A 15,210-nucleotide genomic window follows, 5' to 3' on the forward strand; every position below is an offset into this window, starting at 1 on the left:
TGCGTGGACTTGGCTAGGAAATCATTCCTCGGCGGCGGGAACGACGAGGTGCGTCTGCGTCGCTTCGACGGGTTTCAGATGCGCGTCCATCCATCCATAGATCAATTGCCGCGATTCGTGAGCCACCGAATGCTTGCGGCCGTGAACGTAGAAGCCGAGGTTCTCCGGCACCCCATTGAGTTCGTAGACATCCATGATTTTCATCAGCATCAACAGTCGCTGTTTCTGCGTTGGAGTATGGCCGTCGTTCAAACCGGAGACGTCCAGAAACGCCCGCGGAGCGATCAAGGCGATGATCTCGTGGAAGTCGATCGGCGGCAACTCCCCTTTCAGCAGCCCCTCGCGAATCGGCTTGAAATAGATGTACCAACGGTTGCGTCCCCAGCCTTCGACGTTGGGATTGTGCCGAAAGAAAGACGCTCCACAATTGCACGCAGAGGCTTGAATGCGATCGTCATAAGCAGCCAGAAAAAAGGTGCCGTGGCCTCCCAACGAATGCCCAAGCGCTCCGATCCGCTGGGCATCGACCTGCGGTAGACTCTGCAAAACGTCGATGGCAATCGAGTGCTCGTACGTGAATTTCCCGACCGCCGTCCACTGGGGATGCTTCTCGTAAAAAGCGGCGGTGTCGTAAGCTCCCGCGGCCGGCGTCCGCTCGCCCGACACGAAGTGCTCCGGCGCGATCACGACATACCCGCGACGGCACAGATGATCGAGATAGGCTTTGTCAGGGTTGTCGATCAGCCCCGCCGCCCGCTTGCTGCCGTGCTGGTACGTACCGTGCAGCGCTACGATCGCGGGAGCCTTTCCGTCGAACTCCAGCGGCGTTCCCAGATAGGCGTGGGCTCGCTCGTCCGCTTCGACGGCATAACTGATCCACTGCCGGCGGTACAAACCGTCGACGACCACATCTTCGTGAACGATCAGATCCAGCGGCGGCTTTTCCGGTTTGTGCTTGTCGCCCAACAGATCCAGATACCGCTGCTTCAGGACCTCGCGACGCGCGATCCAGTCCTCTTTCGTCGCGATCCCCTCGGTCAGATCGTCCCAAGACGAACGGATCTCGGGAACCTCCATCAGCTCGGGCTGCACCCGATTCTGAGCGTCTGCAAACGCTGGGACCAACAGAATCGCCAGCAACATCGGAACGGATTTCATCATCGGATTGCCTTTTGTTTTTAGGAGCGTTTCGACGTCGATTGGGCTTGATGATCCAACATCGTCGCGACCAACGAGGTCCATCCGGTTTGATGACTCGCTCCCAGACCGCGACCGTTGTCGCCATGAAAGTACTCGTAGAACAGGACCAGATCGTTCCATGCGGGATCCTCGGCATATCGCGCTTCGCCGCCGTGGATCGGGCGATGCCCCTCGTCGTCGGCTTTGAACAGCGTCGTCAACCGTCGCTCCAACTCTTCGGCGATCTCAAGCAACGTCATCAGTTGCCCCGAACCGGTCGGGCATTCCAGTTGAACGGTATCGCCGCAGAACTGGTAATAGGTCCGCAGCGATTCGATGATCAAGAAGTTCAACGGCATCCAGACCGGCCCGCGCCAGTTGCTGTTGCCGCCAAACATCCACGAATCGCTCTCGCCAGGAACGTATTGCACCTCGTTGCGGACGCCGTGCAATTCGAACACAAACGGATCTTCGCGGTGAGCCGCCGAGAGCGAACGGATTCCGTACGGCGACAGGAACTCCGATTCGTCCAACATGATCGACAGCAACCGCCGCAAGCGAGCCTCCGACGGAATCGCCAGCAATCGATGGCAGGGCTGTTGGCTGTTGGGATCCTTCCGTTCCGCATACGTCATCCGATCGCGGAGATCCGGCTTGGAATCCAAGAACCACTTCATCCGCTTGTTAAATCCGGGCAAGCGGTTGATCACCTCTTCATCCAAAATCACACCGGTCAACAGTGGGATCAGCCCCACGATCGAACGGATCCGCATCGGCGTGCCGTGATCTTTGATGTACAGATGGTCGTAATAGAAGCCGTCCGCCTCGTCCCACAGACCGTCGCCATCGATCGAGTTCATCGCTTCAGCGATCGCCACGTAGTGCTCCAGGAACTTGCTGGCCATGTCGCCGTAAGCGGGATTATTGTCGGCCAGTTCCAACGCCATACGCAGCATCGTGCCGCAATAAAACGCCATCCACCCGGTCCCGTCCGCCTGCTCCATGTAGCCGCCATCGGGCAGCGGTTTGCTGCGGTCGAAGACTCCGATGTTATCCAAGCCCAAGAAGCCGCCGGAGAAGACGTTCCGCCCGCGAGGGTCTTTGCGATTGACCCACCAAGTGAAATTCAACAGCAGCTTTTGAAAGGTCCGCGCTAAAAACAGCCGATCGCGCTCGCCGGGTTCTCCAGTCGACTCATAGACACTCCAACAAGCCCAAGCGTGGACCGGCGGATTGACGTCGGAGAAGGTCCATTCGTACGCGGGGATCTGGCCATTGGGGTGCATGTACCATTCCCGCAAGAACAGGATCAGCTGCTCTTTGGCGAAATGCGGATCCAACCGCGCCATCGGGATCATGTGGAATGCACTGTCCCAAGCCGCGAACCACGGATACTCCCACTTGTCGGGCATGCTCAACACGTCGCGGTTGAACAGATGCCGCCAGTCTTTGTTGCGAATGTTCTGACGCGACGCGGGAGCAGGCGGTCCGTTGGGATCGCCGTTGAGCCAGGTGTCGACGACAAAGTGATAGAACTGCTTCGTCCACAGCAGCCCGGCGTACGCCTGCCGCGAGATGTTCCGCTCTTCGGGGCTCAGCGATTTTGCAATCACGTTGTCGTAATAGCTGTCCGCCTCCGACGCCCGTTCTTCAAAGCTGGCGTCAAACGCATCGCCAAACCAATCGCCGCTAGGAATGTCTTGGTTCCCCGCCAGCCGAAACTGCAACTGAACCTGCTCGCCCGGCTTCATCCGCAGCAGATAATAGGGAGCCGCTTTGGTCCCATGCTGCTTGGGGTTCACCGCTTTGGTATCCCCTTCGATCACGTATTGGTGAAACGCATCCTTATAGTATTCGCTCTCGCAGGGCAGGTCGGGGTGCCGGTCGGAGTTGGTTTCGTTGTCGGTAAACAGCCATGTTGGTTCCTCGCCTTGAGGCCCCGTGTCGGCGGCAAACTGGAACGCACCAAGCGTCTCGTGTCGCGAGACGATTCGCCCGTCATCGTTCAACGACAGATGAGGCCGCGCGGTGCAGCCTTCGTGAGTGCAGTGCCAGGTCCACGTGTTGCGGAACCACAACTGAGGCACGACGTGCAAGACGGCGGCGTCGGGTCCGCGATTGGTGATCAGCACACGGATCAGGATGTCGTCCGGAGCCTGTTTGGCGTAACGAACATCGACATCGAAGTAGCGATCTTCGTCGAAGACTCCCGTGTCGGTCAGTTCGTATTCCAGCTCGTTGCGGCTGCGACTTTGATTGACCGCCGCCAGGTCTTCGTACGGGTAGCGAGCCTGCGGATATTTGTACAAGCCTCGCATGTACGAATGGGTCGGCGTGCTGTCCAGGTAATAATAACATTCCTTGACATCTTCGCCGTGGTTCCCCTCGGGGCCGGTCAGCCCAAACAGCCGCTCTTTGAGAATCGGATCCCGGCCGTTCCATAACCCCAGAGCAAAGCAGAGTCGACCCTGGCGATCGGTGATCCCCATCAATCCGTCTTCGCCCCAACGATAGGCGCGGCTGCGGGCGTGGTCGTGCGGAAAGTATTGCCAGCTGTCGCCGCTTTCCGAATAGTCCTCGCGAACCGTCCCCCACTGACGCTCCGAAAGGTAAGGCCCCCAACGCTGCCAGTTTCCCGTCCGCTCGTTGCTGGCTAACAAACGCTGTTCTTCGGCCGTGATCGACTTTTTCATGCATTCCCATCCTGTGAATCCGACGCATTTTCGACGGTGATTAAATCTTCCAATGATCCATCGCTTGGATCGAACCGGCCGCAATAGAAGTCGGCAGCCAAGTGTTTCCCGCAGAACGTATAGGCCTTATGTTCGCTGAGCGACCGGAACACGATCCATTGCTCCGATCCAAACTGAACGCGCGACGCGACCGCTTCGTTCGCCTGGGCGATCACCAACCGCGACGCCACCGTCAGATTCCGCCACGTCCGCGGGCGATCGAAACGACGGCGTTCTAGATCGATCCAGACCGGAACGTACAGCCGCTTTTCGCCGCGGCCGCTGACCGTCAAGCGCCCCTCGGCGACCTCCATCTTCCCCGGGCTGCGACCGACTCGCCATTCCGACAATCCGATCGGCAGGACCATCGCCCGCGGCTTGTTATCGTGCAGCACCACCTCGCGAGTTTCCGCGTCGGCAGCCGCCTGCATCGTCGCCGCCACCGGGACGCTGGAACGGTAGAAGATCTCGCCGTCATCGGGAGACAGCACGGTATCGGCCAACAGCACCGCCCCATCCTCGCGGATGACCATCAATTGTCGCTGCAGCGTCACGCCATGCGTCCAACACTGCTCCATCTCGATGTAGTGGACGTCGTCGTCGCTGTGCCAACAGACCTCTTCCCAATCGCCGCGCGGTTGGCAATCCTGGCCATCGATTTGAATCGTCGCTTCCCAAGCCCCTTCCAAAATCATCCGCTTGCCGGCGGACAGTTCGATCCGCGGCGCGGGCTGCGAATGAAAATCGGCCACGACCCAACCGTGATGCCGGAACCACGAAGGACGCATCGAAACCAAGCCGGCCGAATCGCAATACATCCCACTCTCGGGCAGTTCGATTTCGGTTGTCAGTTTATTCTTCAAAGCCTTGTCGGCGGTGCGGCAAGCGAAATCGTAAGCCATCCGCAGCCCCGGATCCTTTAACAATCGCGTCGCCGTGCCCAACAGATCGCTCGACAGCTTGGGCTCCATCGGCTGCAAACACAACGAACCGTTCCAGCGGACCAGATGCGACTGCCACGCCGCCATCTCATTCAATTCGCCCAGCTGCTCGTTGGTCGGTTTGTGCTTAAATCCGACGCGGGCGATCTGCAGCGATCGCAGCGCCGACGCCAACGCTTTCGGCAACCGCTGGGCTCCGTCCGACAACAGCTCCTGCAAGCGATCGTCTTCGCATTCCAAGTACTCGCAATAAACGCCCCAGCTCGACTCGGCTAAACGAACCGAGGTCTGAAAGTTCTTCAGCCCCCAAGCCAATACCAACCCCAGTTCAGCCGCCAAGATCACTCGACGCGAACTTTCGACTGGCAGGTCGGTGAGTGCCGCTTGCCGAGCCGACTTTAAAACGCCCAACACCTCCCACCACTGCGCCTCGCCCAACGTGTCGGCTAACAATGGCAGCACGTAGCCCCAGGTCAACAGATCCGATTCGGTTGGCGCGCTGCCGGAGAGCGCCGCCGCTGCGGCTGACCAATCGAACTCGGAAGGCTTCGCGTCGGCAGCCTCTTCTTTTGTGCGAGCCGCAGCGATCAGGGCAGTGGCGGCATCCGCCAATGCAGTGTCGACGTCGGCGTTGCCAGCGAATAGCGGCAGGTCGGAAAACATCTCCCAAACCGGATCGGCCTTCAATTTGCGACGGCTGGTCTGCCGCCGGGTCAACTGGACGATCAATTCACCCCAAGCGTTTTCGCTGTCCATCAGATAGTCCTCGCTCGCATCGATTTGGGGTGATTCAGTTCGTTGTGTCAATGTTGTAGTCGTCATGGTGGATACGATGCTAAGATACTTGCTGCCGACCTGTGGAGCCAATTTGCCCTACGGCCGGGGACTGTCGATGCCTATTCTTTCTGATCCAACCTGCGATGCAATGCCTGTTGGGGCGAAGATCGTTGTTCGCTGCGATTCTTCATCGCCATCGACATTTGCATTTTGCTCACCCACGCGAGAAGGATATCCGATGCTTGCCAACCTAATTCAACTGCGACACGGCAACCAAAAGAGCGCTGTGTGGGTCCCTCGCTCGTTGGCCTGTCTGTTGTTGACGCTCGTGAGCCTCGGATCCGCGACGGCTCAGCCCGCCGACACCAGCAAACCGATCGCCGACCTGCCAGCCAGCGAAGATCCCGACCGACCGCAACGGCCGCCGACGCCAGAGGAGAGCGAGAGTCCAACGATCAAAGGAGTGATCGCCGCTTTTGACGCCCCTAAAGGTGCAACGCGGTTGGCTCCCGACGCCCGACTGTGGATCGACAAACCAAATCGCCGGGTGATCGTCGACGGATACGTCGCCGTGCAGGAGGGGTTGTTGGAGATGTTCGCCTGTCCGGCGGGGACCAAAGAACACGAATCGGCAGTCGCCGTGCTGGCGCGCAGCCAATATGTCCACGCGGCGTTGTTGGCCGTGGGAGCGACCCCCGGCCGGCCGGTTCAGTTCCAACCCAAGTTCTCGCCCCCCACCGGCGATCGGATCGCGATCTGGGTGCTGTGGCGCGACAAGGAGGGCAAACGCCATCGAGCCAAGGCGCAAGAATGGATCTGCAAGACCGGAACCAAAGAGCAGTTGAACACCGATTTCGTCTTTGCGGGCAGCCAATGGTGGACCGACCCTCGCAGCGGACGCGACTTTTATTCAGCCGACGACGGCGACCTCATTTGCGTTTCGAACTTCGCTTCGGCAACGCTGGACGTTCCGATCGAGAGCAGCAAAGACGCGGAGTACTTGGAATTCAGCGCGTGCACCGAAAACATGCCACCGCGTGGGACGCCGATCCGAATGGTGATGATCCCCGTCTCACCGGCCTTGAACGCAAAACCAGCGGACAAAGATAACGCGGCCGATGCGAAGCCGGCGGACAAACCGGCGGCCGATGCGAAACTCGATGCCGATCTGGACAGTCTGGGCCCCAAAGATTCGCCCGCCACGCAACCCACAACTCCCGACGCCGGGAGCGATTCTTAATGGATGACCTCTCCTCCGAATCGGTGAACCTGCAACCCTGGCTGTTGCTCTCCGATGCCGGTCCGGCCTGCTGGCAGATGCAGGACGATCGGATCGCACTGGCGATGTTCACCGACCAAGCCAAAGCCCAACAATACGCAACCGATGCTCAACTGCAGAACTCACAATGTCTGCAACCGAGCCCAATCGATCTGGTTCGCACGATGGCGATGTGTGTCGAAGGGGCGATCGAAGTCGCTGTCTTGGATCCCGACCAGAACTCCGCTCGCCGCGTCTTCGATCTCCCCGTGATCCTTAAGAAGGTTCGCGACGATCTCCGCGCGGGCAAACCAATGACGTGGTGAACGAACTATTCTATCTACACAAGCTGCTGCCGGGGCGGCGGACGATTAACACAACAAAAGCATTCACAGAGGCAGGACGATGTTCGAACGATTAAGTAATGGGTATGCACTGGCCAAACAGAGCCTGGGCGTACTGCAACGCGATAAGCAACTGATCATCTTCCCGCTGCTCAGCGGAATCAGCTGCACCCTGGTGATGATCTCTTTCGCCATCCCCTTGGTGATGACCGGCGCGGTGGAAAACGCCATCGAACAGGGACAGGAAGCGGGCGACCCGATGCAGAACCCGCTCTACCTGGCGGTTCTGTTTGCCTTCTACTTCGTCAACTACTTCGTGATCGTCTTCTTCAACTCCGCCTTGATCGCATGCGCGGTGAAAAGCTTCTACGGCGAGCGACCGACGCTATCGGACGGCATCTCCGCCGCGATGTCTCGACTGCCCCAGATCGCCGGTTGGGCATTGCTTAGCGCCACCGTCGGCGTGATCTTGCGAGTGATCGAGAGTCGCAGCGAGAAGGTCGGCGCGATCGTTTCGGGATTGTTGGGGATGGCCTGGGCGGCGGCCAGCTTCTTTGTTGTCCCGGTACTGGTGATCGAGAAAGCCGGCCCGTTCGAAGCCCTCAAACGATCGGCAACGATCCTGAAAAGCACCTGGGGAGAATCGCTGGGTGCCAAGGGAGGAATCGGATTTTTCGGCTTCCTCGCCTCGCTCCCTTGCATCGCCTTGATCGTTGGCGGCGGCTTCCTAACAGCTTCGATCGGAGCAGCTGGAATCGCTGTGATCGTCTTGGGAGTGATCGGATTGCTGCTGGTTTCGCTGATCTCCAGCGCGATGTCGGCGATCGTGCAAGCCGCTATCTATATGTATGGCTCCAGCGGCGACGCCCCCGGCGGCTTCGAAGCCAACAACCTCCGCGGCGTCTTCGCAAAAGCCTAAGCCCTTCGCACCCAACGCGTTACGCCCCAATCGTTTAACCGCGTGCCCAACGGGCCGCGCGTCCAATCTCAGCAAACGCACTCGGCCTCGTCGTGGACGAGGCTACGAGTCCTTCACCCAATCCCTAAAGCTCGAAGGGACTCGTGACCTCGTCCACTACGATAGATGCGTGCGTGGGACGTTGCCGCCGCCGTTAAACGAGATTGCTAGCGTTAAACCGGCTGGCGGAAAACCACCGAAATCGCTGGAAAGACTTGATATCTGCAATTCGATGGCGGATAATCACTCTTCCGACTGCCATTAAATGCCCTCCTTCAGCGGTCTCCTGCCCCTCGCCCCACCTTGAATGCAGTAGACCGCGTCACCTCGATTTGGATTTCGAGTCATGCGTGCGACGTGCTGTCTGATTGCGTTGTTGTCACTTCCCCTCGTTGGGACTCTTTACGCGGCGAGTCCAGCCACGTCGGAGCCGACCTCCGCTGCGGTGGAACCGCCGGGCATGGGAGCTCCAGGAAAATTGCTATCGATCGAGATCGTCACCGGACGCGAGGTCGATGGCATCATCACCCTCCGCGGCCGCGACATCGCACAGCAATGCGTTGTGCTGGGTCACTACGAATCGGGACAGATCCGCGACGTGACGCGTGATGTCCAGTGGCAACCGCAACCGTCCGGAATCGTCGACGTTTCGGAAACCGGATACATCAGCACGCTAGCCGAAGGAGACTGCACCGTCACCGCGGCGATTTTGGGAGCCGACGACGCGACGCAGCAGACAGCGAAGATCGCCGTCCGCGTGGAGAACTTGGTCAACGACGTCCCGATCAACTTCCCCGATCAGATCACGCCGATCTTCACCAAATTCGGCTGCAACGGCGGCGGATGCCACGGCAAAAGCGGCGGCCAAAACGGCTTCCGCATGTCGCTGCTGGGATTTGAACCGCAGGAAGATTACGAATGGCTAGTCGCCGAAGGACGCAACCGCCGCGTCTTCCCGACCTCTCCCGATCACAGCCTGTTGCTGCAGAAAGCATCGGGCGTCGTCCCTCACGGCGGCGGATCGCTGGTCGCAACCGACAGCCCTTCCTACCGCGTGATGCGTCGCTGGATCGCTCAAGGCATGCCCTACGGAAGCCCCGACGATCCCGTGGTTGTCGGAATCGATGTGCTGCCGTTGCAAATGACGATGCAGCGTGGCAGCGCTCAACAAATAACCGTTGTCGCCCGCTACAGCGATGGCTCGACACAGGATGTCACGCGAACCACCGCCTTCGAATCGAACGACACGTCGATGGCGGAAGTCGACGATGCGGGGCTCGTATCGGTCGACAAACTGAGTGGTTCGGTTGCGGTGATGGCTCGCTACCAAGGTCACGTTGGCGTGTTCCGCGCATCGATCCCACTGGGGCTGGAAGTGCCAGCGCCGGAATCGCTCAGCAATCCGATCGATGGTTGGGTTTTCGAAAACTTGCAGGAACTGGGGCTGCCTCCATCGCAAACGTGTGACGACACGACGTTCCTACGCCGCGCGACGATCGATATCGTCGGTCGCTTGCCGTCGATCGAAGAGACGCGTGCGTTCATCGACGACACCGATCCAGAGCGTCGCGAAAAACTGATCGATCGCCTGCTGGCCTCCCCCGATTACGCATCGCACTTCGCGACCAAGTGGTCGGCGATTTTGCGGAACAAACGAAACGCAGCGACCGACCGCGAGTCGACGTTTGCCTTCTACCGTTGGTTGCACGAAGCGTTCGACAACAACGTCCCCTACGACCAATGGGTCCGCGGCCTGCTGACCGCATCGGGCTCTCCCGACCGAAACGCCGCTGTCGGCTGGTACCGTGAGGTCAAAGACCCCGAATCGCTTACCGAAGATACGGCCCAGTTGTTCATGGGGCTGCGACTGCAGTGCGCCCGCTGCCACCACCATCCGTTTGAAGTCTGGAGCCAGCAAGATTATTACGGCCTAACCGCCTTCTTCTCGCGCGTCGGTCGCAAGACGGGCGACACGCCGGGTGAGCTGTTGGTCGTGCATCGTCCCGGCAACGCGACGGCGACCAATCCGAAAAACAAGCAAGCCGTTCCGCCGACCAGCCTTGGCAACGAACCGCTAACCGTCGACGCCTGGGACGATCCGCGGACCGATCTGGCCGATTGGTTGACCAATCCCGACAACCCCTTCTTCGCCCGCGCGATCGTCAATCGCTACTGGAAGCATTACTTCGGCCGCGGCTTGGTCGATCCCGAAGATGACATGCGAGTCACCAACCCGGCCAGCAACCCAAAACTGCTGGATGGCCTGGCGCAGTGGTTCGTCGATTCGGGCTACGATCTGAAGGCGCTCACGCACCTGATCTGCACCTCCCAAACCTACCAACGCTCCAGCGAACCCAACGACTGGAACGCCGACGACAAGCTGAACTTCTCGCGTTTCTACCCACGTCGCTTGGCCGCCGAAACTTTGCTTTCGGCGATCGACACGGTGACCGAGGTCCCGACGCAGTTCGCCGGCATGCCCGCGGGAACCAGCCCTTACGAGCTGCCCGACAACGGCTTCAACTCCTACTTCCTATCGGTCTTTGGCCGCCCCGCTGGAAGCAGTGCCTGCGAATGCGAACGGAGCGGCGAATCGAATCTGGCCCAGTGCTTGCACTTGATCAACAGTAAAGAAGTGCAGTCCAAGCTGACGGGGGCCGGTGGTCGCATCGCCCGGCTGGCGGCTGAGAAATCGGCCGACGACGCCCTTGTCGAAGAACTCTACCTGGCCGCGTTGTCGCGTAAGCCGATTGAAACCGAAGCGAAAGCGGCGACCGATTACCTGGCCAGCAAACCCGACCGCCGACTTGCGATCGAAGATCTGGTCTGGGCGATCATCAACACCAAAGAGTTTTTGTTCAACCACTGATCGCTCTCCGCGACGCGGGCGACTGCAAAACGTTGCGGTCGCCCGCCCGATGGGTTCCCGCCCAACCATTGATCGCGACGGTACTAAGAAGGTCGTATTGCTTTTTTCGTTTAACCGCGTGCCCATCGGGCCGCGCGGCCCTGAAAAACGCGGGGCGATGCCCACGCGGTTAAACTAGAAAATTACCTACTTGCTGCTTACCGACACCTGCAGTTCCCTCCCTCCCAAGATCGCAAACGCTCCGGCAAGGCCATCCCACCATGCGAACTCTCCTAACCCTTGCGCTGTTGCTGACCACGGCGGGCTTGTCGACACAGGTCTCCGCCCAATACCCAATCGGGCATCTGCGAGCGATTCAGCCGCCAGTTATTCAAGTCGACCAACCGACCAAAGTCCGCTTGGTCGGCAGCGATCTTGTCGATATCGATCGTCTGTGGTTCTCCGATCCGGCGATCACCGCGGCACTGCAAACCCGCCCGGGCAAGGCCTTTGCGGCGGAAGCGACCGAGCCCGATTACGGTCACTTTGAAGTCACCGCCAAAGCGAAGCCGGGCGTTTACGAAATCCGCGCCGACGGCTTTCACGGCAGCAGCAATCCGCTGCGGTTGATCGTCACCGACCTACCCGTCGTGACGATGCCAGCCGACACCAGCACTCTGGAAAAAGCGGCCGTCGCGACGCTGCCATGCTGGGTTACCGGAACGGTTCGCGCCAGCGGATTCGCTTACATCGCGTTCCAACTCGATTCCAAAGACCCGATCGTGATCGAAGCCGCTGCTGGCAGCATCGACTCCGCGTCGGAACTGGAGATCGAAGTCCTCGACGAATCGGGACGGCGGCTTGTCCGAGCGGCAACCGACCCGACTCGCGAAGATCCTGTCGTGCTGTTCACCCCGCCGGCTCCGGGCAAATACTACCTGGCCATCGCCGACCATCTGTTTGCCGGCGGCGACAACGCCTTCTTTGCGATCAAACTGCATCGCGGCCCGGTCGTCCGCTGGGTCCAACCGATCGCGGCCAAAGCGAACACCGAAACAACGATCACGCTGACAGGGCTGGGGCTCGAAGAACCGACGGGCAAGATTGGCCCATGGCAGACGTCGCAGCGGACGATCACCGCTCCTGAATCGGCAGCCGCGACTCCGCCCGTCGGTCGACCAACCACCGCAACGATGGATCGATTCCTCGACGACACGCTGCGAGTCGACGGGCACAGCATCGCGCTGACCGATGTCGATGTGAACGTCGAACAGGAACCAAACGATTCGCATCCGCAAGCGATGCCGATCGCGATCGACAGCGAAGTCTCGGGGATCTTTGCTGCGGGACGCGATGCCGATTGGTATCGCTTCGACGCGAAGAAGGCCCAAACGGTGAAGGTCGACCTGTTCGCCAGTCGGCTTGGGCAGACCTGCGATCCGGTGCTGGGCATCTTCCGCGTCGACACCGCCGCAGACGGCAAGCAGAACGCGGTGCAGGTCCAGTTTTTCGATGACCATCCGGCCCGCGACAAAGAGCGAACCAATCCGTATCATCGCTCCAGCGTCGATCCTTCGGGAGCGTTTAAGGCCGATCGCGATGGTCCGTTTTACATTCGCGTGGGCGACCAATTCAGTGCGGCCAACGACGGCCCACCGATCCAATATCGCTTGACGCTGCGGACGCCGCGGCCCCGGTTCCGCGCCTACGCGCTGGTCAAACAACTGCGGATCGACAACGCCAATCACTACCCTTCGAATTCCTTAGCCGTTCGCAAGGGAGAAACGATTCCGTTGGTTGTCGAAGTCGATCGCGAAGATTTCGCGGGCGAGATCCAAGTCGCAGCCGCTGGACTTCCCGACGGCATCATCGTCCGGCCATCGATCATCTCCGCTGGCGAAAACGCGACGACGCTGCTGTTGTCGGCTGCCGAACAAGCTGCGTTTGATGCGACGCCGATCACCGTCACGGCGACCGCCACGATGGGAGACAAGGAATTTCAAACGACAGCGATCCCGGTCGTCTGCGTTGGTCCAAGCGCCAACGTCACGACAACCGCAGCCGCGGCGCGGACGACATCGACGCTGATGCTTTCCCTGGCGGGCGATTCGTCTCACGCATCGATCGACCTGACGCATCCCGAAGCGACGCCGCAGGTGAAGCCGGAAGAGACGCACACGGTGAAGTGCAACGTCACGCGGCGGATGGACTTTAAGTCGCCGCTGAAGTTCAAAGCGATCGGACTGGCCGCGAATTGGAAGGTTCCCGAAATCACGATCGATGAAAAAACAGCGACCGCCGATTATGCGATCCCCGTTCCCAAAGATGCCAAGCCGGGCGTTTACGATTTCTATTTGCAATCCAACGCCGCGGTCAGCGTGATCCCCAACCAACCAGCTCATGCCCGAGCTGTCGCGTACCGCAAGCACCTCGACTCTGTCGAACAGGCGACCAAAACGGAGCGCACCGCGGAGCAGGATCCCGAAAAGCAGAAGGCGCTCGATGCGAAGCTGGCGCAGATCACCGCTGCCAAAGCGGCTGCGGACAAAGAGATCGCCGCCTTGGCAAAACCTGCGGGGCGCAAAACACTGGTACAATCGCAACCGTATCGAATCGAAGTCGTTGCGAAGTAGGAGGGCAATCAGAGGTGATTGCGGCGCAGCGTGCTGTCACCACCGGAGATTCCACGTGACCAGAACTCGCCCGTTTGCAAGCCTCCCATTTTCGATCGCCTTGCTTTTGCTGGCCGCCCTCGCATCGCCAGCCATTGCCCAGCCGACCGCGGCGTGGCGATTCACCCCCGCCGATTTCAGCTACTCCCCGGGGCCTGCCGACAATCCGCTGAAAGGCTTGGTTCCCTATCAGGATCCGCCGGCGGATCGGTTTCCGTACAGCATGGAGTTCAACTATCTGCCGCTTGCCAAGCTGGTGACCGGGCCAGGGCAATACGATTGGCAACCGATGGATGCGATGCTCGAAGACATCGCGTCGCGCGGCCGGCAGACCGTGGTCCGCGTCTTCTTGGAATACCCGGGCAGGAAAAACCTGATCCCACAATTTCTGATCGACGGCGGATTGAAGGTTCATTATTACATGAACACCAACACCGCGCCGCACCCACCGGCCGCGATCGAGACTCCCGATTACGAAGATCCCAACCTGCGGAAAACGATGACCGATTTCATCGCCGCCTGGGGCGCACGCTACGACGGCGATCCTCGACTGGCGTACATCACCGCGGGGCTGTTGGGGACGTGGGGCGAATGGCACACCTATCCGAAGACCGAACTGTGGGCCAGCAAGCAGGTGCAGCGTGAGATCTTGGATGCGTATGTCGCCGCGTTCCCAAAGACGCCGGTTCTGCTGCGTTATCCCGCCGGCCCCAACGACGAACTCTACTACGACAGCACCACCTACCCCTTCGGATACCACGACGACTCGTTTGCTCATTCGACACTCCCCACCGGGCGGAAGCAGGACGACTGGTACTTCTGGCCCAAGATGCTGCACGCTGGTTTGTCGCAGCGTTGGCAGACCGCGCCGATCGGAGGCGAGATTCGGCCGGAGGTCTGGGGCTGCTGTTTCGACAAAGAACCTTGCACCGCCGCGTCGCAGAGCTTCGATGAGTGCCGCGACGTAACGCACGCGACTTGGATGATGGACACGGGATTGAGTCGCAAGAAAGCCGATGCGGATCGTTATCGGCGGGCGATCGAGGCGGTTCAGAAAATGGGCTACGACCTGCAAGTTGTCGCTGCGGCGGCGAAGCGTCAGCCCGACGGATCGGTCAAGGTTCAAGTGACGGTCGAAAACCGCGGGATCGCTCCGTTTTATCACCACGGCTGGACCGCTCGGTTACAGATCGCCAGCGATCAAAAGTTGATTGGGGAACTGGCGACCGATTGGTCGCCGCGGATGATCCAACCGGGAGAGCGGAAGACGTTCGAACATACGCTCGACCCGACAGAGCTCCCCGCCGGCAAACATCAACTGCAGCTGCAGATCCCCAACCCGATGCCCTCAGGCAAACCACTCCGCTTCGCCAACCAAGCCGTCGATCCCCGCAGCGGAACGCTGACGCTCGGCACCTTCGCGGTTGCTCGCTGATCCGCAGGACGTTCGACCTTATTTTGTTAACTTACAGGGGAAGGTTGGCAGAATGATGGGGGCAGA

General features: G+C 59.9%; 9 protein-coding genes. 6 read left to right on the plus strand and 3 right to left on the minus strand.

Annotation, left to right across the window (positions count from 1 at the left end):
* Window positions 1-21 precede the first annotated feature (21 nt).
* From CA51_RS25295 to CA51_RS25305, 3 genes are read right to left on the minus strand one after another with little or no spacing between them, the layout of a single operon-like run.
* A complete protein-coding gene (locus tag CA51_RS25295) occupies window positions 22-1,161 on the minus strand; it encodes a dienelactone hydrolase family protein (RefSeq protein ID WP_197451469.1) in 1,140 nt (379 codons plus the stop codon).
* A gap of 17 nt (window positions 1,162-1,178) precedes the next feature.
* On the minus strand, window positions 1,179-3,872 hold the full coding sequence (locus tag CA51_RS25300) for an MGH1-like glycoside hydrolase domain-containing protein (RefSeq protein WP_145123877.1): 2,694 nt from the start codon (window positions 3,870-3,872) through the stop codon (window positions 1,179-1,181).
* Window positions 3,869-5,674, minus strand: a complete 1,806-nt coding sequence (locus tag CA51_RS25305; protein ID WP_197451470.1) for a hypothetical protein — start codon at window positions 5,672-5,674, stop codon at window positions 3,869-3,871. The genes CA51_RS25300 and CA51_RS25305 overlap by 4 nt, the downstream gene beginning before the upstream one ends.
* 193 nt (window positions 5,675-5,867) lie before the next feature.
* Between CA51_RS25305 and CA51_RS25310 the strand changes: the two genes are divergently transcribed.
* The 6 genes from CA51_RS25310 (at window position 5,868) to CA51_RS25330 (ending at window position 15,144) form a co-directional block, all read left to right on the plus strand.
* Window positions 5,868-6,869, plus strand: a complete 1,002-nt coding sequence (locus CA51_RS25310; protein ID WP_145123879.1) for a YdjY domain-containing protein — start codon at window positions 5,868-5,870, stop codon at window positions 6,867-6,869.
* Window positions 6,869-7,213 (plus strand): hypothetical protein, encoded by a 345-nt coding sequence (locus tag CA51_RS25315; RefSeq protein ID WP_145123880.1) that lies wholly within the window; start codon window positions 6,869-6,871, stop codon window positions 7,211-7,213. The genes CA51_RS25310 and CA51_RS25315 overlap by 1 nt, the downstream gene beginning before the upstream one ends.
* Before the next feature lie 79 nt (window positions 7,214-7,292).
* Window positions 7,293-8,150, plus strand: coding sequence for a DUF6159 family protein (locus CA51_RS25320; protein WP_145123881.1), 858 nt, complete (start codon window positions 7,293-7,295; stop codon window positions 8,148-8,150).
* 385 nt (window positions 8,151-8,535) lie between these two features.
* Entirely contained in the window at window positions 8,536-11,058 is a 2,523-nt protein-coding gene (locus CA51_RS25325) for a DUF1549 domain-containing protein (RefSeq protein WP_145123882.1), read from the plus strand.
* Between the two features lie 260 nt (window positions 11,059-11,318).
* Window positions 11,319-13,670: a hypothetical protein gene (locus tag CA51_RS26030; RefSeq protein ID WP_197451471.1), complete on the plus strand. Its 2,352-nt coding sequence runs from the start codon at window positions 11,319-11,321 to the stop codon at window positions 13,668-13,670.
* A 55-nt stretch (window positions 13,671-13,725) separates the two neighbouring features.
* Window positions 13,726-15,144, plus strand: a complete 1,419-nt coding sequence (locus CA51_RS25330; protein ID WP_197451472.1) for a DUF4832 domain-containing protein — start codon at window positions 13,726-13,728, stop codon at window positions 15,142-15,144.
* Window positions 15,145-15,210: the final 66 nt, after the last annotated feature.

Origin of the sequence: Rosistilla oblonga (assembly GCF_007751715.1) — a bacterium.
Classification (GTDB): Bacteria; Planctomycetota; Planctomycetia; order Pirellulales; family Pirellulaceae; genus Rosistilla; species Rosistilla oblonga.